Raw genomic sequence first — 24,603 nt, forward strand, 5'->3', positions numbered from 1 at the left:
GGCCGCCTTCTCAGTAGTTGGTGAGCAGGGTGTTGAGCACCCTGGCGCCGAACTTGAGCGAGTCCGCGGGGACGCGTTCGTCCACCCCGTGGAACATGCCGGTGAAGTCCAGCTCGTCCGGGAGCATCAGCGGTGCGAAGCCGTAGCCGGTGATGCCGAGCCGGCTGAGGGACTTGTTGTCCGTGCCGCCGGAGAGCGTGTACGGCAGGACCTTTGCGCCGGGATCTTCCGAGTGCAGGGCGTCGATCATGGAGTCCACGAGGTTGCCGGCGAAGGGAACTTCGAGGGAGACATCGTTATGGACGTAGCTCACATCCACGCCGGTTCCCGCCAGTTCCCGCACGATTTCCAGGACGTGCTCCTGCTGGCCCGGCAGGGTGCGGCAGTCGATGAGCGCCTCCGCGGATTCCGGGATGACGTTGTGCTTGTAGCCGCCCTTGAGCAGCGTGGGGTTGGTGGTGTTCTGCAGCGTGGCGCCAACGAAACGGGATACGGTGCCCAGCTGGTCCAGCAGGAGGTCCGGATTGTCGGCGTCGAACTCCACTCCCGTGAGTTCGGTCACGCCGTCCAGGAACTGCCGGGTGGTGGGGGTCAGTTCGATGGGCCACTTGTATTGGCCGACCCGGGTCACTGCGGCCGCCAGGCGGGTGACAGCGTTGTCCGTGCTGATCTGGGAACCGTGGCCGGCCCTGCCGTGCGCTACCAGGCGCAGCCAGGAGATACCCTTCTCCGCGGTCTGGAGCAGATACGTGCGCTGCCCCCCGATGGTTGCCGAGAATCCGCCAACCTCGGAAATTGCCTCCGTGGCGCCCTCGAACAGTTCGGGCCGCTTGTCCACCGCATACCGGGCACCGAGGGCTCCACCGGCCTCCTCGTCTGCGAAGAAGGCGAAGATGATGTCCCGCTTGGGCTTCTTGCCGGTCCGGGCAAAGCTCCGCAGGACCGAAAGAATCATGGCGTCCATGTCCTTCATGTCCACGGCGCCCCGGCCCCAGATGAGCCCGTCCTTCAGTTCGGCTCCGAACGGGTCCACGGACCACTGGTCCTGGAGCGCGGGAACCACATCGAGGTGGCCGTGCACTACCAGGGCGCTGGCGGAAGGATCCTGGCCGGCCATCCTGGTCACAACATTCGCCCGCCCGGGAGCAGACTCGAAGATCTCGGCATCCATGCCGACTTCTTCAATGAGCCCGGCTGCGTACTCAGCGGCTGCCCGCTCACCCGGCCCCGACCCGTCACCGTAGTTTGAGGTGTCTATCCGGATGAGCTCCTGGCAGATACGGACAACTTCATCCTCGGGCAGGACATCAGGCATGTGAAAGCTCCTCACTTGGAAATGACAGGTGGAACACAGCGCCGGTTCGCTGCCCTCAGCCTACCCATGTGGCCCGATTCGTTGTTCCCGAAAAGTCGTGTTAGAGTTTTTCTCGCTGCTTCGGAGAGATGCGAAACGCTGAAAGGCGGAAACGGTTCCCGAAATACCACCTGCGCGGGTGGCGGAATGGCAGACGCGCTAGCTTGAGGTGCTAGTCCTCGAAAGGGGGTGGGGGTTCAAGTCCCCCTCCGCGCACAAACGGAAGCCCCGGAAAATCATTGATTTTCCGGGGCTTCTTTGTTTTTGGGCGCTGCTCCCCCGCTGCTTGCCATGCGCGGGCTGTGTGAGATGTCCCACTCTTTCAGCCGGCAGGTGCCGAACTAAGCTGGGTCGGTGAACACCACCACACCACCGCCAGGTCCCGTCCATGTCACGTTGGACAGCGGACCAGCCGAGTGGTGGCAGATCGTTGCCGCCCTGGGTCCGCTGGCCGTGGTGCTCGGCGCCCTGCTGGCGGCCTTTATAGGGTGGAATACGCTTCGGCAGCGGACGGTCGCTGATGATCGGGCCTTACGGCAAAAAGCCGAAGCGGACAGCCGTGCCGAATGGTGGCGCAGGGCCCAGTGGGCCCTGGAGGCATCGGTGGACAGCAAACCCGAGAAACAGGACATTGGCCTCGCGGTGCTGGAGCTGCTTAGCACCAGCAATCTTGCCGGACCGGAAGAGGCCCAAATCATTGCAGAAGCCTGGACCCGGCCCTTGGCCAACGGAGAGGCCACACTGGACCTGTTGCCTCCGTTGCCGGACAATGAAGTGGACGAGGACCCGAAGGAGGATCGATGAGTGCAGTAGCGGAAAAGAAAACGTCAGACGGCGAGCAGAAGCCTTACGTCTCGCCCGCGCAGGAACGCGTCATCGTCCGGGCCGCCCGCCTTCGTCTCTCAACTGATAAGAAGCAAGGCCTCGAGTCCCCCGCGTGGGTCAAGAAAATCGCCAAGCGCCCGTTATGACATAACAGCTTCCCGGCGGAGTTTTCCGGGCGGCCTGCGTTCCTCGACCTTGCCGGGCTTCAGTTAGTCCTGCCGCCCCATTCCGGGATACACGCGCACAAAGTCGATCTTGTTGCCTGAGCCCGTCTTCTTCCGGGGCCCCCGCTGGAAGCCTTTAGCATCCAGGTGGTTCTGCCCGCGGTATTCAGCCAAAGCGTCATCGTAAGCACGGTTGAGCCGGCGGCCCGGGAACTCCTCCGTTACACCATCGGCGAAGACCACGGTGACAGTGAGGTTCTCGGGAAAGTGCCGGTTCATCCGGATAAAACCGTCGGCGTCCTGCTGGAGCTTGATCAAGGTGGTCCGCTTTCGTCGTGGGGCTTCCAGTGTCCCGCGTTTTCCCGTTCCGGCAAGCGCCGGGCCCCTCGCCTGTACACAAGCGCGACGGCGGGAGCCGGCACCGCAGCCGGCTCCCGCCGTCGTACTTCCTGCTGATTGGACCGAAGGACCTACATGCGAAGCGCCGCGTAAGGCTCGCTGGGAAGGTTACCTGCTGACCAGGGCGCGGTGGAGCGGACGTCGGGCGTGTGGCCCCGGCCGTCCGCCAGGACACCGCAAACGGTGGCGATGAGGACCCAGAGTCCCAACAGCAGTAGGCCGAGCAGTTCCATGATGCACCTCGTGTGAGTGTGGGTTGATGTGGTGAAGCCAGTGTGTGCGGCGGGCGTGTGAGCAAGCGTGTGAGCGCCACAGACGCCCGGCACGGGTGGCAGTAGCATGGGCCGTATGGCCGAGAAATGGATTCGGCTCCTCGGTCCCCCTGTGATCGAGTCCCTTGGCGCACCTCCCCTGCAGCCCAGAGGCCGCAAGGCCTGGGCCGTGCTTGCCTACGTTGCCCTGCAGGGCGAAGGCACCAGCAGGTCACGCCTGGCATCGCTGCTGTTTCCGGATGCTGCCGACGCCCTCGGTGCCCTGCGCTGGAATCTGTCCGAGCTGCGGCGCGCACTGGACGGCATGACAATGGCCGGTGATCCCCTGCGGCTGGTGCTCCAGCCCCCGTGGCGCTGCGACGCCCTGGAAGTGGTGGACTCGGCCGCCAATCCTGGCACGGACCCGCGCGGTTTCACCGGACAATTGCTGGAGGGATTGTCCTTCGTCGACTGCCCAGTCTTCGATTCCTGGCTGGCGGACCAGCGCTACCGCTTCGACAACATCGTCCAGTCCCTGCTTTACGAGGCAGCCCTGGCAGCCCTGGCCGCGGGCACTCCCGGGAAGGCAGCGGAGCTGGCAACCCTGGCCCTTGACCGGGATCCCTTCCATGCAGACAGCAACGCCGTCCTGGTCAAGGCCCTGGTAGCCCTGGGCGAGCACCGCCGGGCCCGCCAGCACGTCACCAAGTGCGGGGACCTCTATCGGCAGGAGCTGGGCCTGCCGCTGCCCGCGGAAGTCCGGCAGGCACTGTCCGATGCGACCCCGGAGAAGGACCCTTTGATGCCGGCTACCCCGGCGACGGTGCGTTCTTATCTGGACGCCGGCGGCGCATCGCTGTGGGCGGGCGCCGTGGACCGGGGGCTGGAGCAGCTGCGGCTCGCCGTGGTGCTGGCGCGCGGCACGGGCAACGGCCATCTGCTCGCCGAGTCCTTGGTGGCATTGTCCGGGGCGCTGATTCACCAGGCGGGCGGCCGCGGTGCCGAAGTGGCGGACTTCCTGCACCGGGCCCTCCAGGCTGAAGGGCCCGTGGGCCCGTCCCGCACCGCCGCTGCCGCCTACCGCGAGCTGGGCTACTTATCCGTGCAGCGGGGTGTGCCGGATCGTGCTGCCGGCTGGCTGGACCGGGCGATGCTCGCAGCTGAGGGATACCCGGATGAACAGGCGCGGGTCCTGGCAATCCAGGGCATGCTGGCCTCGGACACTGCGCGGTATGACGCCGCCGTGACCGCGCTGGTGGAGTCCGGGCGGCTGGCTGAGGCTGTGGGGAACCGGCGGCAGCAGGCGTTCAGTGCGGCGCTGCTGGGACGGGTCCGCCTGCTCCGTGGAGAGCTGGAGCAGGCGGCCGTGTCCCTGGACCGTGCGCAGGCCTGGATCGCGGAAGAACACTGGACCTCGTTCGAGCCGTTTGTGGCCGGGCTCCGGGGAGAGACGTACTTGGCATCCGGGCAGCTGGAGGAGGCTGCAGCCCTGATCGACCGGTCATGGGTGATGGCCGAACTGGCCGGTGACCACTGCTACATGGCCCTGGCGGCCGGTGCGGAAGCACGGCTGTTCATGGAGCACGGCGACCTCACGGCTGCCGCGCACTGGATAGACCGGGGCCTCGGACCCAAGCCGTGGTACCTCTGGTATTCGGCGCGGCTGCTGGATACGGCAGCGGAAGTTTCCATTGCCAGCCGCTCGCCGCGTGCCTCGGCCTTCGTGGACCAGCTGGCTGAGCTGGCGAGCCGGAGCGGAATGCGGGAATTCGTGGTGCGGGGACAGTCCCAAAGGGCTGTGCTCGGCGATGAAGCGGCGGCGCAGGCAGTTCCCTGGCTTTCCCGCGAGATTGACAACCCGGCGTTGGCGGCATTTTTGGCTGCCAGGCATGGCATCTAGGCCGGCCGTCCCCCGGGGTGCCCTTGAGCGGGCAAGGGTGGAACATGGCATCCATGAATAATGCAGCCGACCAGGGCCGTGAGCCGGGCCACGTGGTGCTCCTGGGCGATTCCATCTTCGACAACGGCGCCTACGTTAGTGGCGGCCCGGACGTCGTCACCCAGCTGCGGCAGGAACTGCCGGGGTGGACATGCTCCCTTTTGGCGATCGACGGGGACGTCACCACCGGCGTCGCCCGCCAGCTTGGCCGCCTGCCTGAGGACGCGAGCCACCTCGTGGTAAGCGTCGGTGGAAACGACGCGCTGGGCTACGTGCCGCTGTTGCAGGAGCAATCCGCCTCAGTTGCCGGGGCGCTGCTGCTGCTGGCGGAGGCGAGGGACAGGTTCGACGCCGACTACCGGGCCATGCTGGCTGCGGTCCTGGCATTGGGGTTGCCGACGGCGCTATGCACCATCTACGACACGCCGTCCTCCGAGCCGAACCAGAAGGTCATCAAGGCGGCACTGGCCCTTTTCAATGATTCCATTACCAGGGCTGCCTTTTCGCAGGGAACAGCACTGGTAGACCTAAGGCTCATTTGCAGCCAGGACGCGGACTACGCGAACCCCATCGAGCCGTCGGCCAAAGGCGGACGGAAGATAGCCCGGGCCATCGCCGCACTGGTTCGGCTTGCCCATCCCGGCCCGCATTCGGTTGTCGTGGCGCAATGACCGTTGCCGGCGTCAATGCGGGTGCAGGATGCGCGGATGCTTGCCCCGGCCGCCCGGTACCTGATCTGGCTGTGCCCTGCCGGACCTACATCACGCCCAACTCCCGCACCGCCGCCAGGACGTCCTGGACGGTAACGGCCAGCAATGCGGGATCCGGTTGGTCTGCAAAGGTGTCGCCGCGCCGAAGTTCGGCACGCGTCAGGACAACGTGCGGACCAGGGGGCGGACCCCAGATCTCTGGTGGAGCCGGCCCAAACAGCACTACTGACGGCGTCCCGTACGCAGACGCCAGGTGGGCTGCTCCGGTATCCGCAGAGACTACAAGCCGTGCTGCTGCGATGGTTGCTGCAAACTCGGCCAGCCCCAGCCGCCCCGCCAGCACCCTGTCCTCCGAAAAGCCGGACCGGCGGCAGACGTCCAGGGCGCGGTCCCGTTCTCCGCTCCCACCGGTGAAGACAACGTTGTGCCCCGCCGAGGCAAGGGTGGAGGCGACTGCCGCGAAGCGTTCAGCCGGCCAGAGGCGGCTGCCGTAAGCGGCGCCCACGTGCAAAACCGTGGCGCCGGGAACCGGGCTCGGCACGTGGGGTGTGTTCAGGTGGATATCCAAAGGGTCGGCCTCGATGCCGTGCCATTCCAGGAGCTTCACCCAGCGCTCGCGTTCATGCAGTTCGGCACGCCACGGCGGACCATCCCGGTACTGGCTGCGGTGCCCTATTGTCTGCCGGGCCTGCAACGCCTCGATCCGGTCCTGGCTTTCCGGCCCGCTGCCGTGCAGGTTCACGGCAACGTCCACAATGCCGGGCTCCATGGCCAAAGGCTCATCAAGGCCATGGGTGGGGAAAAGCTCATAACCGCCGACGAGTCCCAATGCCTCGGACAACCATCCCTGGGCCGCATACCGGAGCCTGTGCTCCGGGAAGGTCCGGCGGAGGGCCTTTAGTGCCGGCACTGCGACGAGCAGGTCCCCGAGTTTGAGCGCCCGGAGGACCAGGAGTTCGGGTTTCCCGTCATGCACTTCATTGGCCGTTGCGGCGGACGCAGTCTCCTGGAGGCTCATACGCCCTGCCCGCTCACATCAGTTGCCGCCAGGCTGCGGACGTCCTCATGCACATCACGCACCGAAACGCCGGCCACCACGGAATCGTCATGGGCGCAGCGTGGCGCCGTCCAGCCCACCTGCGTGACATCGATCCCGCAGGTGGGGCAGGCAGTAACCCAGGAGGCGTGGAGGCGGTGAAGACTCCTGCCAAGCGCCCCGGCATTGATGACATTTCCGGCCCAGAAAATTCCCACGGTGGGCACGCCCAGGGCTTGTGCAAGGTGCCGCGGGCCGCTGTCGTTTCCCACTACCACTGCCGCTCCGGCCAGGAGCGCCACCAGACCAGCCATGTCCAGTTCTCCCGCCAGGGACCGGACCGGTCCCGCGGCGGCAAGTTGGACGATGCTTGCGGCAAGTTCCTGCTCACTCTTGTCCCCCGCAACAATGACCTCGAAGCCGTCGGCGGCGCAGGCCGCAGCCAATTCGGCGAACCGCCCGGCGGGCCAACGACGGCGGGGGTCGGTGGCGCCGGGATGCATCACCACCAAAGGCTGGGTGCCGTCGTCGGACGTTCCCGAAAAGAGGCGCAACCCTTCCGCCGGAGCGAGCCGCGCCTCAAGGTCAACCGGGAACGCGCCGGCGAAACCCGCCACTTCGAGGGCCCGCAGCGGTTCATGCTGGTAATAGAGGTAAGGGACTGTACGCTCGAGGCTCGCCGCGTCCGGTGTGCGGGTCCCCACCGTATGCCGGGCGCCCAGCCGGAGCAGGAACGGATTCGAGTACCGTCCGCCGCCGTGGAGCTGGACTGCCAGGTCAAAGCGGCGTTCCCGCATGTCCTGGAAAAACCGGTCGAGTTCTTCCTCGTTTTCCTCGCCTGGCCGGACGCCTTCGGAAAAGGGCAGGACACAGACTTCGTCCACCGGGCTTTTTGTCGCGGCTATCAGTGCCTGGTGCGTTGGAGTGCCAAGAAGCGTTATGGCAGCCCCCGGGTAAGCTGCTTTCAGCGCGGCCATGGCAGGGATGGCAAAAATCAGGTCACCCAGGCCGCCGCCGCGCAGGACGGCAATCCTGTCCACTGCATCGAACTTTTCGAGGACGGGACCAACGCCCATACCGGCCTGTCCGGCACCACCAAATTCTGCAGTCAGCTGCTCCACATATACCCCTTCGACTCAAGCCGGGGCCGCTTCTTTTCCGACGGCCTCCCCTGCCCCTGCGGCCGGCGCAGCAGAACGAATACTGCCCCGGCCTTCGTTTAAACCTGTACCCAGAGGGCGGTCAATATACTCCGGCTATTGGGGAATACCCGGATGATGCTGTACGTTTCATACGCGACAGACGAACCAAAGAAAAGAGAAGCACCTAAATTGGCAACCGATTACGATGAACTGCGTTCCGACGTCAAGGAATCGCAGGACAACTCACTCGAGCAGCTCCAGTCAGCAAATGCTCCCGACGCACGCAGCGTTGTGCTTGAGCTGGACGAAGCTGACGGCCTGGACGGTGCGGGCGTACCCGGCGGCGAATTCGTCGCCGAGGAGCTCGTGGTGCAGGTCATTCCGCAGGCCGATGACGAATTCACCTGCTACTCATGCTTCCTGGTCCGCCACCGCTCGCAGATTGCGCGCCAGAAAGACGGCCACAGCTACTGCACCGAGTGCGAGGGCTAATCAGGCGGTCATGTGGAGCGGCGGATTCAGCCATTCCAACTGAGCAAGAGGCACGTCCCATCGGGAGACGTGCCTCTCGCCTTTAAGCGAGCTTCCGCCGGACGATCTGGCTGACTTCCTTGCCGTCGAAGCGCCCTGCCACCTCCGCCGTCACAGGCTTCATGACTTCGCCCATCTGCCGCGGTGTCAGCTCACGGCCTGCGGCGCGCAGTCCGGCAATGACCTCGTCCACGATCGCCTCGACTTCCTCCTGCGACAGCGGTTTGGGCAGGTACGACTCTATGACTTCCGCCTCAGCGATTTCCGCCGCGGCACGGTCCGGCTGCCCCGCTTCTGCGTAGATTCCCGCCGTTTCGCGGCGCTTCGCGGCTTCCTTCTGCAGCAGGGACGTCACCTGCAGGTCGTCGAGCTGCACCGGAGTTTTACCCGATTTCTCACGGGTCTCGATTTCGCCCAGGACGTTCCGGACGGTGGTGAGCGCGGTTTTGTTGCGCTCCTTCATGTGGATGACCACGTCGGCCTGCAGCCGTTCTTTCAGTGATGACACGTTGTTCCTCTGTTCCTGGTTTCCAGTTGGCCCTTGTTCGCTGGGCGGCACCGTACTCCGGCCGCACCCAGCCATCCCTAGTACCGTAGGGGCTTATGCCCGAAAAAGCCCACCCCTTCCCGGACCGCACCCCGTGAGCCTCCCCACCGACCCCTGGACCACGTTCCTGGATGCATTCGGCCGAACGGATATCCCCACCATCACCGCCACTGAGCTGCTGCTGGTGGTGTGCGTCGCCACTGCCTTGGCAATCCCCCGCCGTTCCTGGCGGTACGTGGGCCTGCTCGCCACCGCCACCCATGAACTGGGACACGCCGTCGCTGCTGTCACCAGCGGACAGCGGCTCTCCGGCATCCGGCTCAGGTTTGACCATTCAGGCACCACCACCACCTACAGCCGGAGCAAGCTTGCCACCGCCTGGTCCTGCTTCTGGGGCTACCCCGTGCCCGCCCTGGTTGGCGCAGCATTTGCATGGTGCGGATTTAATGGATGGGGGCCGGCTGTGATTGCTGCAAGTGCCGTGGCCCTGGCCGCCACCCTGATGTTCCTCCGCAACGCCGCAGGCTTCCTGATCACCACTGGAGCGATCCTTGGCTGCATTGCGCTGATTTTCCTGGTTCCTGCAGCGTTTGCCGGCCACGTAACAGTCATTCTGGGCCTGGTACTCCTGGTCGGTGCGGTACGGGACCTTTGCAAGCTCACCCATGTCCACCTGCGCCGGAGGGACAGGCTTGCCACGTCCGACGCCTACTTGCTGTACCGCGCGACGGCGGTCCCCTCCGGCGTCTGGATCCTCCTGTTTGCTGCCCTGGTGGCCGGATCCTGGCTGGCGGCCTGGCAGCCAATCTCAGCAATCCTGCGGCAGGGCGCATAGGGTGGTTTTATGAGCCAGGAAACGGACAGCACCCAGCAGACGGCAAGTGGCAAACCCGCCGGGCACAGCACCCGCGGCGCCTACGTAACGGGCGGCGCGGAGTTCAACCGCGACACCAACTACATCGAAGACCGGATCACGGCCGACGGCAGGCCCGGCCCCAAAGGAGAACCCGGTTGGCCGGTTGAGGCCGGACGCTACCGCCTTATTGCGGCACGGGCCTGCCCCTGGGCCAACCGGACTGTGATTGTCCGGCGCCTCCTGGGGCTTGAGGATGCGATTTCCCTTGGCCAGCCCGGCCCCACCCACGACGCCCGGTCCTGGACGTTTGACCTGGACCCCGGCGGCCTGGATCCGGTCCTGGGCATTGAACGCCTCCAGCAGGCCTTTTTCAAAAGGTTCCCGGGCTACCCCCGCGGAATCACTGTCCCTGCGATCGTGGACGTCACAACCGGTGAGGTGGTCACCAATAATTTTCCGCAGATCACGCTGGACTTTTCCACCGAATGGACCCGGTTCCACCGGCCCGGCGCACCCCTGCTGTACCCCGGCCATCTCCGGGACGAGATCGACCAGGTCAACAAGCGGGTGTTCACCGAGGTCAATAACGGTGTGTACCGCTGCGGCTTCGCCGGTTCGCAGGAAGCCTATGACGCTGCCTATGAACGGCTCTGGACGGCCATGGACTGGCTGGAAGAGCGCCTTTCCCGGCAGCGGTACCTGGTGGGCGACACCATCACCGAAGCAGACGTGCGGCTGTTCACCACCCTGGCCCGGTTCGATGCCGTCTACCACGGCCACTTCAAATGCAACCGGCAGAAACTCAGTGAGATGCCGGCACTGTGGGGATATGCCCGCGACCTCTTCCAGACTCCCGGATTCGGGGACACCATCGACTTTGTCCAGATCAAGCAGCACTACTACATCGTGCACGAAGACATTAATCCCACGGGGATCGTTCCCGCCGGCCCCGCGCTTGGCGGATGGCTTGAACCTCACGGGAGGGAGTCACTGGGGGGAAGGCCATTCGGAGACGGAACGCCGCCTGGGCCGGTGAAGCCCGGTGAGGAAGTTGCGCCGGGGCACGGCGCTACTTCCTGAAGGAAAGCGGTTTCTCGCTTTAGACTGACGGGATGCAGATTTCTCAAGGCTTTGTAGCGCCCGGTTTCGCAAATGTACAGGAGTTGTTCGAATCCCTCCTGGCCGAGGACCCGCAGTACAGTGCGCAACTGGCCGCGTACCGGAACGGGGCCCAAGTGGTCCAGCTTGCCGGCGGCCCGGACATGGACCAGGAAACCATCACGGGTGCCTACTCCTGCTCCAAGGGAGTGGCCGCCATGGTCATCGCACTCCTGGTCCAGGACGGTTTGCTTGACCTTGACGCCCCCGTGGCGAAGTACTGGCCCGAGTTCGCTGTCCATGGCAAGGACCGGCTCCTGGTGCGGCAGGCGTTGTCCCACCAGGCCGGCCTCATGGGGGTGGAGGGCGGGTTCGCCCTGGATGAGTTCACCACTGCTGAGGCTGCTGCCCGGCTGGCCGCGGCGCAGCCCTCCTGGCAGCCCGGCCGGCAGTTCGGCTACCACGCACTGACCATTGGAATCATCATGGAGGAACTGTGCCGCCGCACGGCGGGGGAATCCCTGCAAAGCATCTATGACCGGCGGATCCGGACAGCGCTGGGCATCGACTTCTTCCTCGGCCTCCCCGCAGAGCTGGAGCCCCGTTACCGGGATGTCCTTTACACCGCGGCTGCGGACGAGCCGTGGGTCGATCCCCTGAGCCTCGAGGGACTGAACAGCAACGCACCCGTCAGCACCATCATGGAACTGCCCAATATCCGCAGCGTCCGGAGCGCAGGTATGTCCGCTGCCGGCGGGGTGGGCTCCGCGGAGGGACTGGCCCGGCTTTACGCGGCGGCCACCACGGGAGTTGACGGCACGCAGGGTTTCCTCACCCCACAGACACTGGAGCTGATGTCCCAGGAGCAGGTGTGGGGCCTGGACCGGTCATCCGGGCTGGACAACGCCTTCGCCGTGGTGTTTATGAAACCGCATCCGTCCCGGAACTTCGGCAGCCACCGCGCGTTCGGCCACGAAGGAGCCAACGCCGCCCTCGGGTTCGCCGACCCCGCCTACGGCCTCGGTTTTGGTTACGTTCCACGGCGCGCGGAGGACGGGCGGACCCCCGGAAAGGCGCACCGGCTGGCTGCTGCCGTTCGCCGTTCAGCGGCTGTTTTGTCCTGAACTGGCCGCCCGGCCCGATTTCTGCGGGGACCTGACCTGCGCCTTTGTGGTTGCGGACCAGGCACCCTAGTGTTGGCCGGATGGGCAAATCTCAAGCACGACCGGCCGTCCGGTGGGCCGGGGGAACCCGATTCCTGAAGCAGGCAGTCGAAGGACTGTCCGCTGCGTTCGCTGCACAACGGCTGCAGTTGGCGGCAAAAGCGGCACTGGCCGCAGGTCTCGCCTTCCTCATTGCCCCGCTGATGCCCGGCAGCGCGGCACACTATGCCTACTACGCGCCCCTGGGAGCCCTGGTGGCCATGTACCACAACGTTGCGGGCTCGGTCCGGCAGGGCGTGCAGGCCCTCACCGGGCTGGCCGTGGGCATCGGGCTCGCCGTGATCCTGGTGAATATTACCGACCCCTCACCACTGACGGTGGCCATCTTTATGGGGATAGGGGTGCTGCTGGGCGGTTTGCCGGGCCTCGGCTCAGGCAGTGATTGGATTCCGACGGCGGCCCTGCTGGTCCTGCTGGTGGGCGGAAGCAATGCCGACGACTTTTCCTTCGGCTACCTGGTGCAGATGGGTGCCGGCGTCGCAGTGGGTATTGCCGTCAACTTCCTGGTCTTCCCCCCTCTGCACCTCAAAGCGGCGGCGGCGAGCCTGGACGACCTCCGCCTCGCCCTGGGCAGGCAGATGACGGACATGGGTACCGCGCTCAGGGAAGAGTGGCCGCCCGAGCACGAAGAATGGTCGCGCCGTTCGGACGAGCTGGCCTCGGCCACCCGCTCGGTCCGGCACCTCGTCAAGGAGGCCGACGCCAGCCGAAGGGCCAACCCCCGGCGCAAGCTCCATCCACGCGACATCGATCTGGATTACCAGAATCTTCGGCAACTGGAGCGGGTCTCGTTCCACGTCCAGGACATGACCGACGTCCTGTCCGACGTGATCTGGGAAAGCGATGTGCCGTACACCGTCCCCCTGCAGGACAACCTTCCGCTGGCCGACGCCATCACCGCAACAGGGGAACTGCTGTGCTCCTTCAGCAACGAAGATCCGGACCGGCAGGCGGAGCGTTTCACGGCAGCCAAGGCGGCGGTGGAAGCCTGCATGGCAACCACCGCCGCCAGGGACGTGGACGAGGGCGCCGTTCCGGCCTCGGAGTCGATCCTGCTCAGCCTGCACCGGATCCTGCGGTCCGTCCGTCCGGGCACCGAGTCCGCGGCGTCCTAAAGGACGGGCTGGAGCAAGGCAACGGAGCCGCTGAAATGCCGGCGGCCCGACCGGGGGTTCCAGGCTGTGAAATCGGAACGCTCCCATGTTCCGCCAGGACCCTGAACGGTGCTGATGTCCAGGGCCACCCGGCAGGGAAGGAACACCGGCGCCTCAAAGTCCACCTCCCAGCTGAAGGAATCCCCGCGGACAGCACCGACGTCGGCAAGCGCCCGGGAAGCCAGGTACATTCCGTGGGCGATGGAGCGGCGCATTCCCAAAGCCTTCGCCGAGAGCACGCTGAGGTGGATAGGGTTGAAGTCGCCGGACACGGCCGCGTAGGCCCGGCCGGTATCAACTCCAAGCTGCCACAGGGCTGTGGGGTCGGGGGCCTTGAAATCGGCCCGGACCGGCGCAGGCGACGGTTTGTCGATCCCGGGCAGGAAGACCCCCTTCGCGAGGTAGGTGGAGACACCCCGCCAGCAGGTCTCTGCCGACCCCGCCAGCCGCACTTCGCTGACCAGGTCCACCTGGGTGCCGGCCCGGTGACCGCGCAGGTTCTCCACCCGGGCCGTGATGTCCAGGGCGTCAGTGAAAAGCACCGGGGACCGTTGTTCCACCTGGTTCCGGAGGTGGATCATGCCGAGCAGCGGAAGCGGAAAGTCGTCCCGGTTCATCACGCTCATGGCGACGGGAAACGCGAGTGCGTGGATGAAGCCGGCCGGCAGGACATCGCTGGCGGTCTCACCAATGAGGTGCTGGTAGGCAGTCAGGTTCCCGACGTCCACCGCCACCCCGCGGACCTCATGGCTTTCAGCCGGGAGGGCGGAACCGTCATGGGCCCCCAGGAGCCGCCGGCGGGCCGCCTGTGCCGCGGCATTGACGTACAGCTTGGAAAGCGACGGCATCTCCCCCAGGATCACCGGCTGCGCGGGCATCATGCCCCCGCCAGGTTCTGTCCACAGACCCGCAGGACCTCGCCGTTGATCCCGCCGGCGGCGCTACTGGCGAAGAAGGCGATGGTTTCCGCCACGTCCGTGGGCTGCCCGCCCTGCTGCAGCGAATTCAGGCGCCGGCCCAACTCCCGCAAGGCAAAAGGTATCCGGGCGGTCATCTCGGTTTCGATGAAGCCCGGGGCGACGGCGTTGATGGTTCCCCCTTGGGCAGTGATCAGCGGAGCGGTGGCCCGGACCATCCCCATCACGCCTCCCTTGGAAGCTGCATAGTTCGTCTGTCCCCGGTTGCCGGCGATGCCGCTGGTGGACGCCACCGAAACTATGCGGGGAGACCTGCCGAAGTGTTCCGAGGCGAGCAGGGCCTCGTTGATCCGCAGCTGCGCGGCAATGTTGATATCGATCACGGAACTCCAGCGGGACTCATCCATGTTGGCGAGGAGTTTGTCCCGGGTGATGCCGGCGTTGTGGATCATGATGTCGAGGCCCCCGTGCCGCTGCACCGCATGCTCCAGGATCCGTTGCCCTGCGTCCTCCCCGCTGATGTCCAACTGGAGGGCAGTGCCCTTGACCTCGTTGGCCACCGCGGCCAGATGATCACCGGCCGCCGGGATATCCACCAGCACCAGTGTGGCTCCGTCGCGGTGCAGGGTCCTGGCGATGGCAGCACCGATCCCCCGCGCCGCCCCGGTGACGACGGCGACCCGTCCAGCCAGCGGTTTCCCGGCGTCTTCCGGAAGTTCCCCCGCGGTCGTCGATACGGTCACGAACTGTCCGTCCACAAAGGCGGACCGGCCGGAGAGGAAGAACCGGACGGCCCCCAGCGTGCTGGGGCTTGTTGTCCCCACGTCCGGACCCAGGAGCACGCCGTTGCCCGTGGCGCCGGCACGCAGTTCCTTGGCCAGGGAGCGCAGGAATCCGTCTACTCCCTGCCGGGCGGCTGCCTGGGCAGGCGAGGCAGCGTCGGAAGCCGGCCTGGACACGGTGATGATCCGGCCTCCCGGGCTGAGGTCACGCAGGGAAGCCGCGGCGGCAAGAACCGGTTTTCCGAGGTCTTCCGGGCGTGCCACTTCATCCAGGACCAGGATGATGCCCCCGAGCTTCTCCCGGGGAACTGCATGCCTCCTGACGTCGAGGTCCCAGGACAGCAGTTCCGCAGCCAGGCTGTCGGCGCCGGCAGTATCACCCTGGACCACGATGGGCCCGGTGACCAGCGGCTGGCCGGGCTGGTAGCGGCGCAGGACTGCCGGCTGGGGCAGTCCGAGCTTCCTGGCCACATTCCTGCCCAGGCCGTGGTTAACGAGTTGTGCATATGTGTCAGTCATCCGGTGCCCCCTACAGTGATTCCAGAACCGCGGCAACGCCCAGGCCGCCGGCCGCACAGACCGACACCAGGCCCCTCGCGGGCCGGCCTTCCTGGCGGGCCTTGGCGTGCAGCGTCTTGGCCAGCGACGCGACGATGCGGCCACCGGTCGCTGCGAAGGGGTGGCCGGCAGCGAGGGAGGAGCCGTGGACGTTCAGCCGCGACCGGTCAATGCTGCCGAACGCGCCGTCCAGGCCAAGCCTGGTCCGCCCGAAGTCCTCGTCCTCCCAGGCGGCGAGCATGCTCAGGACAGTGGACGCAAAGGCTTCATGGATCTCGAAGAAGTCAATGTCCGCCAAGGCGAGTCCTTGCCGGGCCAGCAGCCTGGGCACCGCGAAGACCGGCGCCATCAGCAGGCCGTCCTTGCCGTGCACAAAGTCCACTGCCGCAGCTTCAGCGTCCACCACAGCAGCAAGTTTGGGCAGGTCGCGGGCGTCGGCCCACTCCTCGGAGGCCAACAGTACGGTGGAAGCGCCGTCGGTCAGCGGAGTGGAGTTGCCGGCCGTCATGGTGGCGTCGGCGCCGAGGTTCTTCCCGAAGACCGGCTTGAGCCCTGCGAGCTTGTCCAGTGAAGTGTCAGGACGCAGATTCCCGTCGCGGGTCAGTCCGCGGTATGGGGTGATGAGGTCGTCAAAGAATCCGGCGTCGTAGGCCGCTGCCAGGTTGCGGTGGCTGTTGAGCGCCAGTTCGTCCTGCGCCTCACGGGAGACCTTCCACTGCGAGGTGGTGAGAGCCTGGTGTTCACCCATGGAAAGCCCGGTCCGCGGCTCCGACGTGCCGGGGGCCAGCGGGGCGAGGTCCTTGGGCCGGAGGCGGCTGAGGATCTGCAGCCGCTGCGGAAGGCTCCGGGCCCGGTTGAGGTCGAGGATGACTTCGCGAAGCCCTTCGCTGACCACCACGGGTGCGTCGGAGGCGGAGTCCACACCGCCGGCGATACCCGAGTCAATCTGGCCCAGCTTGATCTTGTTGGCCAGGCCGACCACCGTCTCGAGCCCGGTGGCGCAGGCCTGCTGGAGGTCATAAGCGGGGGTCTCGGGTGACAAAGCGGAGCCGAGGACTGCTTCGCGGGTGAGGTTGAAGTCCCGGGAGTGCTTCAGGACGGCACCGGCGGCCACTTCCCCGATCCGCTCGTCCTGCAGGCCAAAGCGTGCAATCAGCCCGTCCAGGGCCGCCGTCAGCATGTCCTGGTTCGAGGATTTGGCATAGGCCCCGCCGGCCCGGGCGAACGGGATCCTGTTGCCGCCAACAACGACTGCCCGGCGGAGGCCTGGGGCAGCTGCGGCGGTAGCGCCGGATTCGGGTCCGGCGGTGTTCTGTCCGTCAATGGACATGGATATCTCCTCGGGTCACGTGCGGTTACCGATACCCAGCGTACCTGATACGCTGGGTATCGTGAACATCCAGCAAACCGGTTCCTCGCCCGCGTCCGCCGCCGTGAGTGGCGACGGCCGCGCGTCCCGTTGGCAGAGCCACCGGGAGGAACGGCGCCGCGAGCTGATCAAGGCAGCCCGCCGGGCCGTGCACGCACTGGGCAGCGACGCCTCGATGGAGGACATCGCGGCTGCCGCCGGTACCTCCAAGTCCGTCTTCTACCGCTATTTCGGCGACAAGGCAGGACTACAGCAGGCCGTCGGCGAGGTTGTCCTCAGCCGGATGCAGCACCGGATCCGGGAGGCTGCGCAGAGTGCCGACACTCCGCGCGAAGGTCTGCTGGCCATGGTCACCGCCTACCTGCAGATGGCCAGCACCAGCCCCAACGTCTACACCTTTGTGACCAGCCCTGCCGTCGACGCGGACAGTGCCCGGGACCCCGGGGCGGGATCCGCCGCTTTGGGGCACTTCTTTGACGCCGTGGCGGAAATGATTGCCACGCCCATGCGCTCGCACCTGGGTGACGGCAAGGAAGCGGTCATCGGCTACTGGCCCAAAGCTGCCATCGGCATGGTGCGGAACGCGGGCGAACAGTGGCTCAGCACCCCCGATTCCCCTGCCAAGCCCGGCCAGGAAGCGATGGCGCTGCAGATCACCGACTGGCTCTGCGTCGGCATCGCCCCCGAGCTGTCAGCACCTGCCCGGACGTAACGCCTCACCGCATCTCCGCAATGGTCCAAAGAACCCAAGCGGCAGCACCAGTGAGCCGCAGCACCACCACACATCTGTCAGCACCAACGAAGGACTACGAGATGACTGAACTAGTTGACCGTCCCGCCGGAAGAAGGCAGCGCCCCGGAACAGTGGCAGCTGCCGCCTCGAGGACAGCTGAGGCACAACCGGCCGTCGATGTCGACGTGCTGGGTGAACAGCTCCTGGGGAAGTGGGCCGAGGTCCGGCGCCAGGCCAGGACACTTGCCGCGCGCCCCGAGCTGCACAAGATCGAGGGGCTCACGCACACCGAACACCGTGCCAGGGTGTTCGGGCAGCTGAAGTACCTCGTGGAGAACGAGGCCGTGCACCGTGCCTTCCCGGAGTCGCTGGGCGGCTCAGATGACCACGGCGGAAATATCGCCGGCTTCGAGGAATTGGTGGTGGCGGACCCGTCGCTGCAGATCAAGGCCGGTGTCCAGTGGGGGCTCTTCGGTTCGGCCGTGATGCACCTCGGGACCGAAGAGCACCACGCCAAATGGCTTCCGGGCATCATGAGCCTGGCCATCCCCGGCTGCTTTGCCATGACCGAAACCGGGCACGGCTCGGACGTAGCCAGCATCGCCACCACCGCCACGTACGATCCCGCAGCCGGGGAATTTGTGGTGCACACGCCGTTCCGCGCGGCCTGGAAGGACTACATCGGCAACGCGGCTATTGACGGCCTGGGCGCGGTGGTGTTCGCCCAGCTGGTCACCCGCGGCGTCAACCACGGTGTCCATGCCTTCTATGTGGACCTTCGGGACCCGGAGACCCGGGAGTTCCTGCCCGGCATCGGCGGCGAGGACGACGGCATCAAGGGCGGGCTGAACGGAATCGACAACGGCCGCCTGCACTTCACCAACGTCCGTATCCCGCGGGCCAACCTGCTCAACCGCTACGGCAACGTGGACGCCGACGGGACCTACACCTCCCCCATCGCCAGCCCCGGCCGCCGCTTCTTCACCATGCTGGGAACTCTGGTGCAGGGCCGCGTGTCACTCGACGGTGCCGCCGTGGCAGCCTCCAAGGTGGCCCTGAAGGCAGCCGTCCAGTACGCCACCGAACGCCGCCAGTTCAACGCCTCCTCCCATACGGAAGAGGAAGTCCTGCTCGACTACCAGCGTCACCAGAAACGCCTGTTCACCCGGCTTGCCACCACCTATGCGGCCGGTTTTGCCCACGAGCAGCTGCTGCAGAAGTTCGACGACGTCTTTTCCGGAGCGCACGACACCGACGAAGACCGCCAGGACCTGGAAACCCTCGCTGCCGCGCTCAAGCCGCTCAGCACCTGGCATGCGCTGGACACCCTGCAGGAATGCCGGGAAGCCTGCGGCGGCGCCGGCTTCCTGATTGAGAACCGCTTCGCCTCGCTGCGGGCGGACCTGGATGTCTATGCCACTTTCGAAGGCGACAACACCGTGCTGCTGCAGCTCGTGGCCAAACGGCTGCTGGCTGACTATGCCAAGGAATTCCGCAGCGTGGACTTCGGTGTGCTGGCCCGGTACGTGGTGGGCCAGGCTACCGGGGCGGCCATCCACCGGACCGGCCTGCGCCAGGTGGCCCAGTTCGTCGCCGACACCGGCTCGGTGCAGAAGGCCGCCCTCGCCCTTCGCGACGAGGAAGGCCAGCGTGCGCTGCTCACCGACCGGGTGCAGGCCATGGTGGCGGAAGCCGCCGCCGCGCTCAAGGGCTCGGGCCGGTTGTCGCACGAGCAGGGCGCGGCCCTGTTCAACCGGCACCAGAACGAACTGATCGACGCCGCGCAGGCCCATGCAGAGCTGCTCCAGTGGGAGGCCTTCACGGACGCGCTGCGCGAGGTTGCCGATCCCGGCACCAAAACGGTCCTGACCTGGCTGCGGGACCTGTTCGGACTGTCCCTGATCGAGAAGAACCTGTCCTGGTACCTCATGAACGGCCGCCTCTCCATGCAGCGCGGCCGGACGGTGGGTGAGTACATCAACAGGCTGCTGGTCAAGATCCGCCCGCATGCCCTGGACCTCGTGGATGCCTTCGGCTACGGGGAAGACCACGTGCGCGCAGCGATCGCCACCGGCGCCGAGAAGGAACGGCAGGACGAGGCGCGCGCCTACTTCCGCAGCCAGCGGGCCAGCGGCAAGGCGCCGGTGGACGAGAAGGTCTTGCTGGCGCGGACGGCCGGGAACCGGAAGTAGCCGTCCCCCAACGGCAGCAATCACGACGGCGCCGCCCACCTTGCGAGGCGGGCGGCGCCGTCGTCGTTAGTACCTTCGGGTAACGTCAGCCCTGTGCCGGCAGCACGGAGCGGTACACCTCGAGGGTGGTCTCGGTAATGGACTCCCAGGAGAAATGTTCCTCGGCACGCTTCCGGCCGGCCTGGCCCATGGCACGGGCGCGGGCAGGATCCGACACCACCTCGGTGAGTGCGGCAGCGAATTCGGTGACGAACTTTTCCGGGTCAAGCGGTGTGCCGGTTCCGTCGGTGACCTGCTCCAGGTCCACCAGCAGGCCGGTTCGGCCGTGGTCCACCACCTCAGGGATGCCGCCGGTGGCACTGGCCACCACGGCAGCGCCGCACGCCATGGCCTCCAGGTTGACGATGCCCAGCGGTTCGTAGATGGACGGGCAGGCGAAGGCGGTGGCGTGGCTGAGCACCTGGATCAGTTCGTGGCGGGGCAGCATGCGCTCGATGAGCACCACGCCGGTGCGTTCGCGCTGCAGGTCCTCAATCAGGCGGGCCGTCTCGGCGGCGAGCTCCGGGGTGTCGGCTGCGCCCAGGCACAGGACCAACTGGACGTCGGCGGGGAGCTTTGCCGCCGCGCGCAGGAGGTAGGGGACGCCCTTCTGGCGGGTGTTCCTGCCCACAAAGACCACGCTGGGCTTCTCCGGGTCGATACCCAGGGCGCGGACGGCGTCGTCGTTCTCGTCACGGTGCCACATCTCAACGTCGATGCCGTTGTGGACCACGCGCACCTTGGCCGGATCCACGTTGGGGTAGCTGCGCAGGATGTCCTGCCGCATGCCCTCAGAGACGGCGATGATGGCCGCCGCTGCCTCGTAGGCGGTCTTTTCCACCCAGGAGGACAAGGCGTACCCGCCGCCGAGCTGCTCCGCTTTCCAGGGGCGCAGCGGTTCCAGGCTGTGGGCGCTGAGCACGTGCGGAATTCCGTGGAGCAGGGACGCGAGGTGCCCTGCCATGTTGGCGTACCAGGTGTGCGAATGGACAAGGTCCGCGCCTTCGATGTCCGGAACGATCCGCAGGTCCACCCCCAGCGTCTGCACAGCGGCGTTGGCTGAGCCGAGGTCCTCCGGCACCGCGTAGGAGGTCACCGCCGCGCCATGATAGTCGGTGTCGCGCGGAGCCCCAAAAGCACGAACCTGCAGGTCAACATGCTTACTAAGCACCCTGCTCAATTCGGCCACGTGGACCCCGGCGCCACCGTAAATTTCCGGCGGAAACTCTTTAGTCACAATGTCTATTCGCACAAGACCCAAGGTAGTCCTTCACGCATAACTGTTCTAGTGTGAAGGAGTCCGGGCATGCCGGATTGTCTTGGGGAGTTACGAAGGCGTACAGGAGCGACCATTATGCCGTTGAACAAAAGAGTCCTGGCCATTGTCCTCGCCGGCGGCGAGGGAAACAGGCTGATGCCACTGACGGCAGACCGCGCGAAACCGGCGGTGCCCTTTGCAGGAAGTTACCGCCTGATCGACTTCGCCCTCTCCAACCTGGTGAATTCCCGCTATCTGCAGATCGTTGTCCTCACCCAGTACAAATCGCACAGCCTGGACCGGCACATCTCCGAGACGTGGCGTATGTCCACCCAGCTGGGCAACTACGTTGCCTCCGTCCCGGCGCAACAGCGTGTGGGCAAGAGCTGGTTCCTGGGCAGTGCGAACGCCATCTACCAGTCGCTGAACCTCATTCACGACGCCAACCCGGACATCGTTGTGGTGGTGGGCGCCGACCACGTCTACCGCATGGACTTCGCCCAGATGGTGGCCCAGCATGTCAACAGCGGTGCCAAGGCAACGGTCGCGGCGGTGCGGCAGCCGCTGCACATGGCCGATCAGTTCGGCGTGATCGAAGTGGACCAGAACGATCCCCAGAAGATCGCGGCCTTCGTCGAAAAGCCCGCCAGCACGCCTGGCCTGGCAGCGGACCCGTCCCAGTTCCTGGCCTCCATGGGCAACTACGTCTTTGACGCCGACGCCCTGGTGGCGGCGCTGCACGTGGACGCCGAGCGGCTGGACACCAAGCACGACATGGGCGGGGATATCATCCCGTACTTCGTCAACAAGGGCGAGGCCGGCGTCTACGACTTCACGCTGAACGACATCCCGGGCTCCACCGAGCGGGACCGCACCTACTGGCGCGACGTCGGCACCATCGACTCCTTCTACGACGCCCACATGGACCTCATCTCCCCGCTGCCGGTCTTCAACCTCTACAACTCCGAATGGCCCATCTACACCCGGCAGAGCATCTCCCCGCCGGCCAAGTTTGTCCGCGGCCAGAACAACACCGTCGGCACCGCCCTGGACTCGATCGTCTCCAGCGGCGTGGTGATCTCCGGCGCCGTTGTGGAAGGCTCAGTCCTTTCCAATGACGTCTTCGTGGGTACCAGCGCCCGCGTCATCGACTCCGTCCTCATGGACAAGGTGTATGTCGGCGAGGGCGCTGTCATCCACCGGGCCATCCTGGACAAGAACGTCAAGGTCCCGGCAGGCGCAGCGATCGGACTGGATCCCGAGCTGGACCGTTCCCGCGGCTTCAAGGTCACCGAATCCGGCATCACCGTGCTGTCCAAGGGCCAGGAAGTCCCGGAACCCGGTGACAAGGAGCGGCAGCTGGCAGCGGCGAACCTGCACCTCGTGCCGAACGCCGTGAAGGCCGCCGCAGAGCAGTACCCCGAAGTCCGCCAGTCCGTGGACAAGGTAGCCGCGACACACGCCGCCGCGGCGGCGGAAGCAGCACCCGGAGCACGTATTTCCTGAACCGCTCGGCATGGATACTCCCCCGGCGGTCCCCTGTGCAGTGGGGGCCGCGGGGAGTTCCAGGCTGTAAAATCAGTACAATGAGCTCCCCCGATCTGACGCCTGAGGAAATCCAGGCATGCCTCAAGGTCCTCAACACGATCCACGCCTATGACGAGGAGCACCCGGACTACATCTCGGTGCGCCGCGCCACCGGCAAGATGTTCAAGGCCGTCAAGAGGCACCGCCGCGTCACCAAACGGGACCTCATCTCCGAGGCGGACCGGGCGGTCCTGGCCCTGACGGCCACCGCGGCGCCGGACCGGATCGACGACGAAACCCGCGGCAACAAGCTGGCGCCCTCCACTACCGGTAAGGTGGCCGGGCACCTGATCAGGTCCCGCCCCTGCTACATCTGCAAGCAGCACTACACGCAGGTGGACGCTTTCTACCACCAGCTGTGCCCGGAATGCGCCACGTTCAACCACGCCAAGCGCGACGCCCGCACCGACCTGACCGGCCGGCGCGCGCTGCTCACCGGCGGACGTGCCAAGATCGGGATGTACATCGCGCTCCGGCTGCTCAGGGACGGCGCCCACACCACCATCACCACCCGGTTCCCCAAGGACGCCGCCCGTCGGTTCGCCGCCATGGAGGACAGCGGTGAGTGGCTGCACCGGCTCCGGATCGTGGGCATCGATTTGCGGGACCCCGCCCAGGTGATGGCCCTGACCGACTCACTCAACGAGGCCGGCCCGCTGGACATCATCATCAACAACGCGGCCCAGACCGTGCGCCGGTCCGGTAATGCCTACAAGCCTTTGGTCGATGCGGAGGATGAGCCGCTGCCGGCAGCCCTCGAACAGGCCAACGGCGGCCCCGAGCTGGTGACGTTCGGCCACGCGCACGACAAGCACCCCCTGGCGCTGGCCAGCAGCGTCACCGAGCACCCGGTGCTCGCCGGAGATGCCATCACTTCACTGGCGCTTTCCACGGGTTCGGCTTCGCTGGAGCGGATCGCCTCGGGAACAGCGATCGACGCCGGCGGCCTGGTGCCGGACCTGGCAACCATCAACAGCTGGACGCAGGTGGTGGACGAGGTGGATCCGCTGGAGATGCTCGAAGTCCAGCTCTGCAACGTCACAGCCCCCTTCCTGCTGGTCAGCAGGCTGCGGCCGGCCATGAAATTGTCCACGGCGCGGCGGAAGTACATCGTCAATGTCTCGGCCATGGAGGGCCAGTTCTCGCGTGCGTACAAGGGCCCCGGCCACCCGCACACGAACATGGCCAAGGCTGCGCTGAACATGATGACCCGGACCAGTGCCCAGGAGATGCTGGAAACCGACGGCATCCTCATGACCGCCGTGGACACAGGCTGGATCACGGACGAACGCCCCCACTTCACCAAGGTCCGGCTCATGGAAGAGGGCTTCCACGCGCCCCTGGACCTGGTGGACGGAGCCGCCCGCGTCTACGACCCCATCGTCATGGGCGAGAACGGCGAAGACCAGTACGGGGTGTTCCTCAAGGACTACAAGCCCAGCCCCTGGTAGGCGTATGCTCAGCGGCATGAACCGCGAGACTTCCCCTGACGTACAGAATCTGGAACACCACGAGTGCTGGGCCATGCTGCGGACGGTGTCCGTGGGCAGGCTCGCGGTCCTTGCTGACGGGCGCCCGGACATCTTCCCAGTCAACTACACCGTGGACGGCGGAACGCTCGTCTTCCGGACCGGTGAGGGCACCAAGCTGGCCGGCTCCTCGAAGGGTGCCGCCGTGGCCCTGGAAGCGGACGGCGTGGATCCCGGCACCGGGCTGGCCTGGAGCGTGGTGGCCAAGGGCACGGCCGACATCGTTACCGGCACCGAACAGATCATGGAAACCACCCAGCTGTACCTGTTCCCCTGGCAGGCGGGGAAGAAGGACGCGTTCGTCCGGATCACGCCGGACAGCATCACCGGCCGGCGTTTCAAAGTCACCGAACCGCTAACCTGGTGGACCCAGCTCAGCGGCGCGGCCAAAGCCTCCCCGGAGTAACCCG

Annotated in this window: 24 protein-coding genes and 1 tRNA gene; 15 read left to right on the forward strand and 10 right to left on the reverse strand. The window is 66.2% G+C overall.

Annotation, left to right across the window (positions count from 1 at the left end; genetic code table 11):
- Nucleotides 1-10: 10 nt before the first annotated feature.
- Nucleotides 11-1,315: a M20/M25/M40 family metallo-hydrolase gene (locus ARTSIC4J27_RS11085; protein WP_050055264.1), complete on the reverse strand. Its 1,305-nt coding sequence runs from the start codon at nt 1,313-1,315 to the stop codon at nt 11-13.
- A 172-nt stretch (nt 1,316-1,487) separates the two neighbouring features.
- Between ARTSIC4J27_RS11085 and ARTSIC4J27_RS11090 the strand changes: the two genes are divergently transcribed.
- From ARTSIC4J27_RS11090 to ARTSIC4J27_RS22785, 3 genes are all read left to right on the forward strand, one after another.
- Nucleotides 1,488-1,570 (forward strand) — tRNA-Leu (locus ARTSIC4J27_RS11090).
- A 138-nt stretch (nt 1,571-1,708) separates the two neighbouring features.
- Entirely contained in the window at nt 1,709-2,158 is a 450-nt protein-coding gene (locus tag ARTSIC4J27_RS11095) for a hypothetical protein (RefSeq protein ID WP_050055265.1), read from the forward strand.
- Nucleotides 2,155-2,325, forward strand: a complete 171-nt coding sequence (locus ARTSIC4J27_RS22785) for a hypothetical protein (protein ID WP_161799570.1) — start codon at nt 2,155-2,157, stop codon at nt 2,323-2,325. The genes ARTSIC4J27_RS11095 and ARTSIC4J27_RS22785 overlap by 4 nt, the downstream gene beginning before the upstream one ends.
- Nucleotides 2,326-2,388: 63 nt before the next feature.
- Here ARTSIC4J27_RS22785 and ARTSIC4J27_RS11100 read toward each other — a convergent pair whose 3' ends face one another.
- Nucleotides 2,389-2,661, reverse strand: a complete 273-nt coding sequence (locus ARTSIC4J27_RS11100) for a hypothetical protein (RefSeq protein ID WP_050055266.1) — start codon at nt 2,659-2,661, stop codon at nt 2,389-2,391.
- 152 nt (nt 2,662-2,813) lie between these two features.
- A complete protein-coding gene (locus tag ARTSIC4J27_RS22920) occupies nt 2,814-2,975 on the reverse strand; it encodes a hypothetical protein (RefSeq protein WP_167344673.1) in 162 nt (53 codons plus the stop codon).
- Between the two features lie 115 nt (nt 2,976-3,090).
- Between ARTSIC4J27_RS22920 and ARTSIC4J27_RS11105 the strand changes: the two genes are divergently transcribed.
- A complete protein-coding gene (locus ARTSIC4J27_RS11105) occupies nt 3,091-4,893 on the forward strand; it encodes an SARP family transcriptional regulator (protein ID WP_235436644.1) in 1,803 nt (600 codons plus the stop codon).
- Between the two features lie 44 nt (nt 4,894-4,937).
- On the forward strand, nt 4,938-5,603 hold the full coding sequence (locus ARTSIC4J27_RS11110; protein ID WP_235436645.1) for an SGNH/GDSL hydrolase family protein: 666 nt from the start codon (nt 4,938-4,940) through the stop codon (nt 5,601-5,603).
- Between the two features lie 85 nt (nt 5,604-5,688).
- Here the strand turns inward: ARTSIC4J27_RS11110 and ARTSIC4J27_RS11115 are convergent, their stop codons facing one another.
- Nucleotides 5,689-6,660, reverse strand: a complete 972-nt coding sequence (locus tag ARTSIC4J27_RS11115) for a glycosyltransferase family 9 protein (protein WP_050055269.1) — start codon at nt 6,658-6,660, stop codon at nt 5,689-5,691.
- Nucleotides 6,657-7,799, reverse strand: a complete 1,143-nt coding sequence (locus ARTSIC4J27_RS11120; protein ID WP_235436646.1) for a glycosyltransferase family 9 protein — start codon at nt 7,797-7,799, stop codon at nt 6,657-6,659. Before ARTSIC4J27_RS11120 ends, ARTSIC4J27_RS11115 begins: the two co-directional genes overlap by 4 nt.
- A 210-nt stretch (nt 7,800-8,009) precedes the next feature.
- Here ARTSIC4J27_RS11120 and ARTSIC4J27_RS11125 point away from each other — a divergent pair, with 210 nt between their 5' ends.
- Nucleotides 8,010-8,312 (forward strand): DUF4193 domain-containing protein, encoded by a 303-nt coding sequence (locus ARTSIC4J27_RS11125; RefSeq protein ID WP_009358564.1) that lies wholly within the window; start codon nt 8,010-8,012, stop codon nt 8,310-8,312.
- Nucleotides 8,313-8,394: 82 nt separating this feature from the next.
- On the opposite strand, the gene ARTSIC4J27_RS11130 is transcribed toward ARTSIC4J27_RS11125, so the two are convergent.
- Entirely contained in the window at nt 8,395-8,859 is a 465-nt protein-coding gene (locus ARTSIC4J27_RS11130; protein ID WP_050055270.1) for a GatB/YqeY domain-containing protein, read from the reverse strand.
- Nucleotides 8,860-8,992: 133 nt separating this feature from the next.
- Between ARTSIC4J27_RS11130 and ARTSIC4J27_RS11135 the strand changes: the two genes are divergently transcribed.
- The 4 genes from ARTSIC4J27_RS11135 (at nt 8,993) to ARTSIC4J27_RS11150 (ending at nt 13,190) form a co-directional block, all read left to right on the forward strand.
- The gene (locus ARTSIC4J27_RS11135) at nt 8,993-9,733 is read left to right on the forward strand and encodes a M50 family metallopeptidase (protein ID WP_050055271.1); all 741 of its coding nucleotides are present in this window, start codon (nt 8,993-8,995) and stop codon (nt 9,731-9,733) included.
- Between the two features lie 9 nt (nt 9,734-9,742).
- The gene (locus ARTSIC4J27_RS11140; RefSeq protein ID WP_050055272.1) at nt 9,743-10,834 is read left to right on the forward strand and encodes a glutathione S-transferase family protein; all 1,092 of its coding nucleotides are present in this window, start codon (nt 9,743-9,745) and stop codon (nt 10,832-10,834) included.
- Nucleotides 10,835-10,866: 32 nt separating this feature from the next.
- On the forward strand, nt 10,867-11,976 hold the full coding sequence (locus ARTSIC4J27_RS11145) for a serine hydrolase domain-containing protein (protein ID WP_050055273.1): 1,110 nt from the start codon (nt 10,867-10,869) through the stop codon (nt 11,974-11,976).
- 80 nt (nt 11,977-12,056) lie between these two features.
- Nucleotides 12,057-13,190 carry an FUSC family protein gene (locus ARTSIC4J27_RS11150; RefSeq protein WP_235436647.1) on the forward strand — a complete coding sequence of 378 codons (1,134 nt, stop codon included), beginning with the start codon at nt 12,057-12,059 and terminating at the stop codon, nt 13,188-13,190.
- Here ARTSIC4J27_RS11150 and ARTSIC4J27_RS11155 read toward each other — a convergent pair.
- From ARTSIC4J27_RS11155 to ARTSIC4J27_RS11165, 3 genes are read right to left on the reverse strand one after another with little or no spacing between them, the layout of a single operon-like run.
- A complete protein-coding gene (locus ARTSIC4J27_RS11155) occupies nt 13,187-14,110 on the reverse strand; it encodes a MaoC family dehydratase (protein ID WP_050055274.1) in 924 nt (307 codons plus the stop codon). The genes ARTSIC4J27_RS11150 and ARTSIC4J27_RS11155 overlap by 4 nt on opposite strands.
- Entirely contained in the window at nt 14,107-15,447 is a 1,341-nt protein-coding gene (locus ARTSIC4J27_RS11160) for a 3-oxoacyl-ACP reductase (protein WP_050055275.1), read from the reverse strand. Before ARTSIC4J27_RS11160 ends, ARTSIC4J27_RS11155 begins: the two co-directional genes overlap by 4 nt.
- 10 nt (nt 15,448-15,457) lie before the next feature.
- On the reverse strand, nt 15,458-16,816 hold the full coding sequence (locus tag ARTSIC4J27_RS11165) for an acetyl-CoA C-acetyltransferase (RefSeq protein ID WP_050055276.1): 1,359 nt from the start codon (nt 16,814-16,816) through the stop codon (nt 15,458-15,460).
- Here ARTSIC4J27_RS11165 and ARTSIC4J27_RS11170 point away from each other — a divergent pair.
- A complete protein-coding gene (locus ARTSIC4J27_RS11170) occupies nt 16,815-17,567 on the forward strand; it encodes a TetR/AcrR family transcriptional regulator (RefSeq protein ID WP_083435421.1) in 753 nt (250 codons plus the stop codon). The two genes, ARTSIC4J27_RS11165 and ARTSIC4J27_RS11170, sit on opposite strands and share 2 nt — an antisense overlap.
- 101 nt (nt 17,568-17,668) lie before the next feature.
- A complete protein-coding gene (locus ARTSIC4J27_RS11175; protein WP_050055277.1) occupies nt 17,669-19,780 on the forward strand; it encodes an acyl-CoA dehydrogenase family protein in 2,112 nt (703 codons plus the stop codon).
- Nucleotides 19,781-19,865: 85 nt separating this feature from the next.
- On the opposite strand, the gene glgA is transcribed toward ARTSIC4J27_RS11175, so the two are convergent.
- On the reverse strand, nt 19,866-21,071 hold the full coding sequence (gene glgA, locus ARTSIC4J27_RS11180; protein WP_050055278.1) for a glycogen synthase: 1,206 nt from the start codon (nt 21,069-21,071) through the stop codon (nt 19,866-19,868).
- Between the two features lie 102 nt (nt 21,072-21,173).
- On the opposite strand from glgA, the gene glgC reads away from it, so the two are divergent.
- From glgC to ARTSIC4J27_RS11195, 3 genes are all read left to right on the forward strand, one after another.
- Nucleotides 21,174-22,583, forward strand: coding sequence for a glucose-1-phosphate adenylyltransferase (glgC, locus tag ARTSIC4J27_RS11185; RefSeq protein WP_050055279.1), 1,410 nt, complete (start codon nt 21,174-21,176; stop codon nt 22,581-22,583).
- An 80-nt stretch (nt 22,584-22,663) separates the two neighbouring features.
- The gene (locus ARTSIC4J27_RS11190; RefSeq protein ID WP_050055280.1) at nt 22,664-24,115 is read left to right on the forward strand and encodes an SDR family NAD(P)-dependent oxidoreductase; all 1,452 of its coding nucleotides are present in this window, start codon (nt 22,664-22,666) and stop codon (nt 24,113-24,115) included.
- A 16-nt stretch (nt 24,116-24,131) separates the two neighbouring features.
- Complete coding sequence (locus ARTSIC4J27_RS11195) at nt 24,132-24,599, forward strand: pyridoxamine 5'-phosphate oxidase family protein (RefSeq protein ID WP_050055585.1); 468 nt, start codon at nt 24,132-24,134, stop codon at nt 24,597-24,599.
- The last annotated feature ends 4 nt before the right edge of the window (nt 24,600-24,603 follow it).

Source organism: Pseudarthrobacter siccitolerans (assembly GCF_001046895.1).
GTDB classification, from domain to species: domain Bacteria; phylum Actinomycetota; class Actinomycetes; order Actinomycetales; family Micrococcaceae; genus Arthrobacter; species Arthrobacter siccitolerans.

Coding starts and splice junctions, on each gene's coding strand:
- ARTSIC4J27_RS11085 (WP_050055264.1), bottom strand. CDS start 1,315: ATGCCTGATGTCCTGCCCGAGGATGAAGTTGTCCGTATCTGCCAGGAG.
- ARTSIC4J27_RS22785 (WP_161799570.1), top strand. CDS start 2,155: ATGAGTGCAGTAGCGGAAAAGAAAACGTCAGACGGCGAGCAGAAGCCT.
- ARTSIC4J27_RS22920 (WP_167344673.1), bottom strand. CDS start 2,975: ATGGAACTGCTCGGCCTACTGCTGTTGGGACTCTGGGTCCTCATCGCC.
- ARTSIC4J27_RS11105 (WP_235436644.1), top strand. CDS start 3,091: ATGGCCGAGAAATGGATTCGGCTCCTCGGTCCCCCTGTGATCGAGTCC.
- ARTSIC4J27_RS11110 (WP_235436645.1), top strand. CDS start 4,938: ATGGCATCCATGAATAATGCAGCCGACCAGGGCCGTGAGCCGGGCCAC.
- ARTSIC4J27_RS11115 (WP_050055269.1), bottom strand. CDS start 6,660: ATGAGCCTCCAGGAGACTGCGTCCGCCGCAACGGCCAATGAAGTGCAT.
- ARTSIC4J27_RS11140 (WP_050055272.1), top strand. CDS start 9,743: ATGAGCCAGGAAACGGACAGCACCCAGCAGACGGCAAGTGGCAAACCC.
- ARTSIC4J27_RS11145 (WP_050055273.1), top strand. CDS start 10,867: ATGCAGATTTCTCAAGGCTTTGTAGCGCCCGGTTTCGCAAATGTACAG.
- ARTSIC4J27_RS11150 (WP_235436647.1), top strand. CDS start 12,057: ATGGGCAAATCTCAAGCACGACCGGCCGTCCGGTGGGCCGGGGGAACC.
- ARTSIC4J27_RS11155 (WP_050055274.1), bottom strand. CDS start 14,110: ATGATGCCCGCGCAGCCGGTGATCCTGGGGGAGATGCCGTCGCTTTCC.
- ARTSIC4J27_RS11160 (WP_050055275.1), bottom strand. CDS start 15,447: ATGACTGACACATATGCACAACTCGTTAACCACGGCCTGGGCAGGAAT.
- ARTSIC4J27_RS11170 (WP_083435421.1), top strand. CDS start 16,815: ATGGATATCTCCTCGGGTCACGTGCGGTTACCGATACCCAGCGTACCT.
- ARTSIC4J27_RS11165 (WP_050055276.1), bottom strand. CDS start 16,816: ATGTCCATTGACGGACAGAACACCGCCGGACCCGAATCCGGCGCTACC.
- ARTSIC4J27_RS11175 (WP_050055277.1), top strand. CDS start 17,669: ATGACTGAACTAGTTGACCGTCCCGCCGGAAGAAGGCAGCGCCCCGGA.
- glgC (WP_050055279.1), top strand. CDS start 21,174: ATGCCGTTGAACAAAAGAGTCCTGGCCATTGTCCTCGCCGGCGGCGAG.
- ARTSIC4J27_RS11190 (WP_050055280.1), top strand. CDS start 22,664: ATGAGCTCCCCCGATCTGACGCCTGAGGAAATCCAGGCATGCCTCAAG.
- ARTSIC4J27_RS11195 (WP_050055585.1), top strand. CDS start 24,132: ATGAACCGCGAGACTTCCCCTGACGTACAGAATCTGGAACACCACGAG.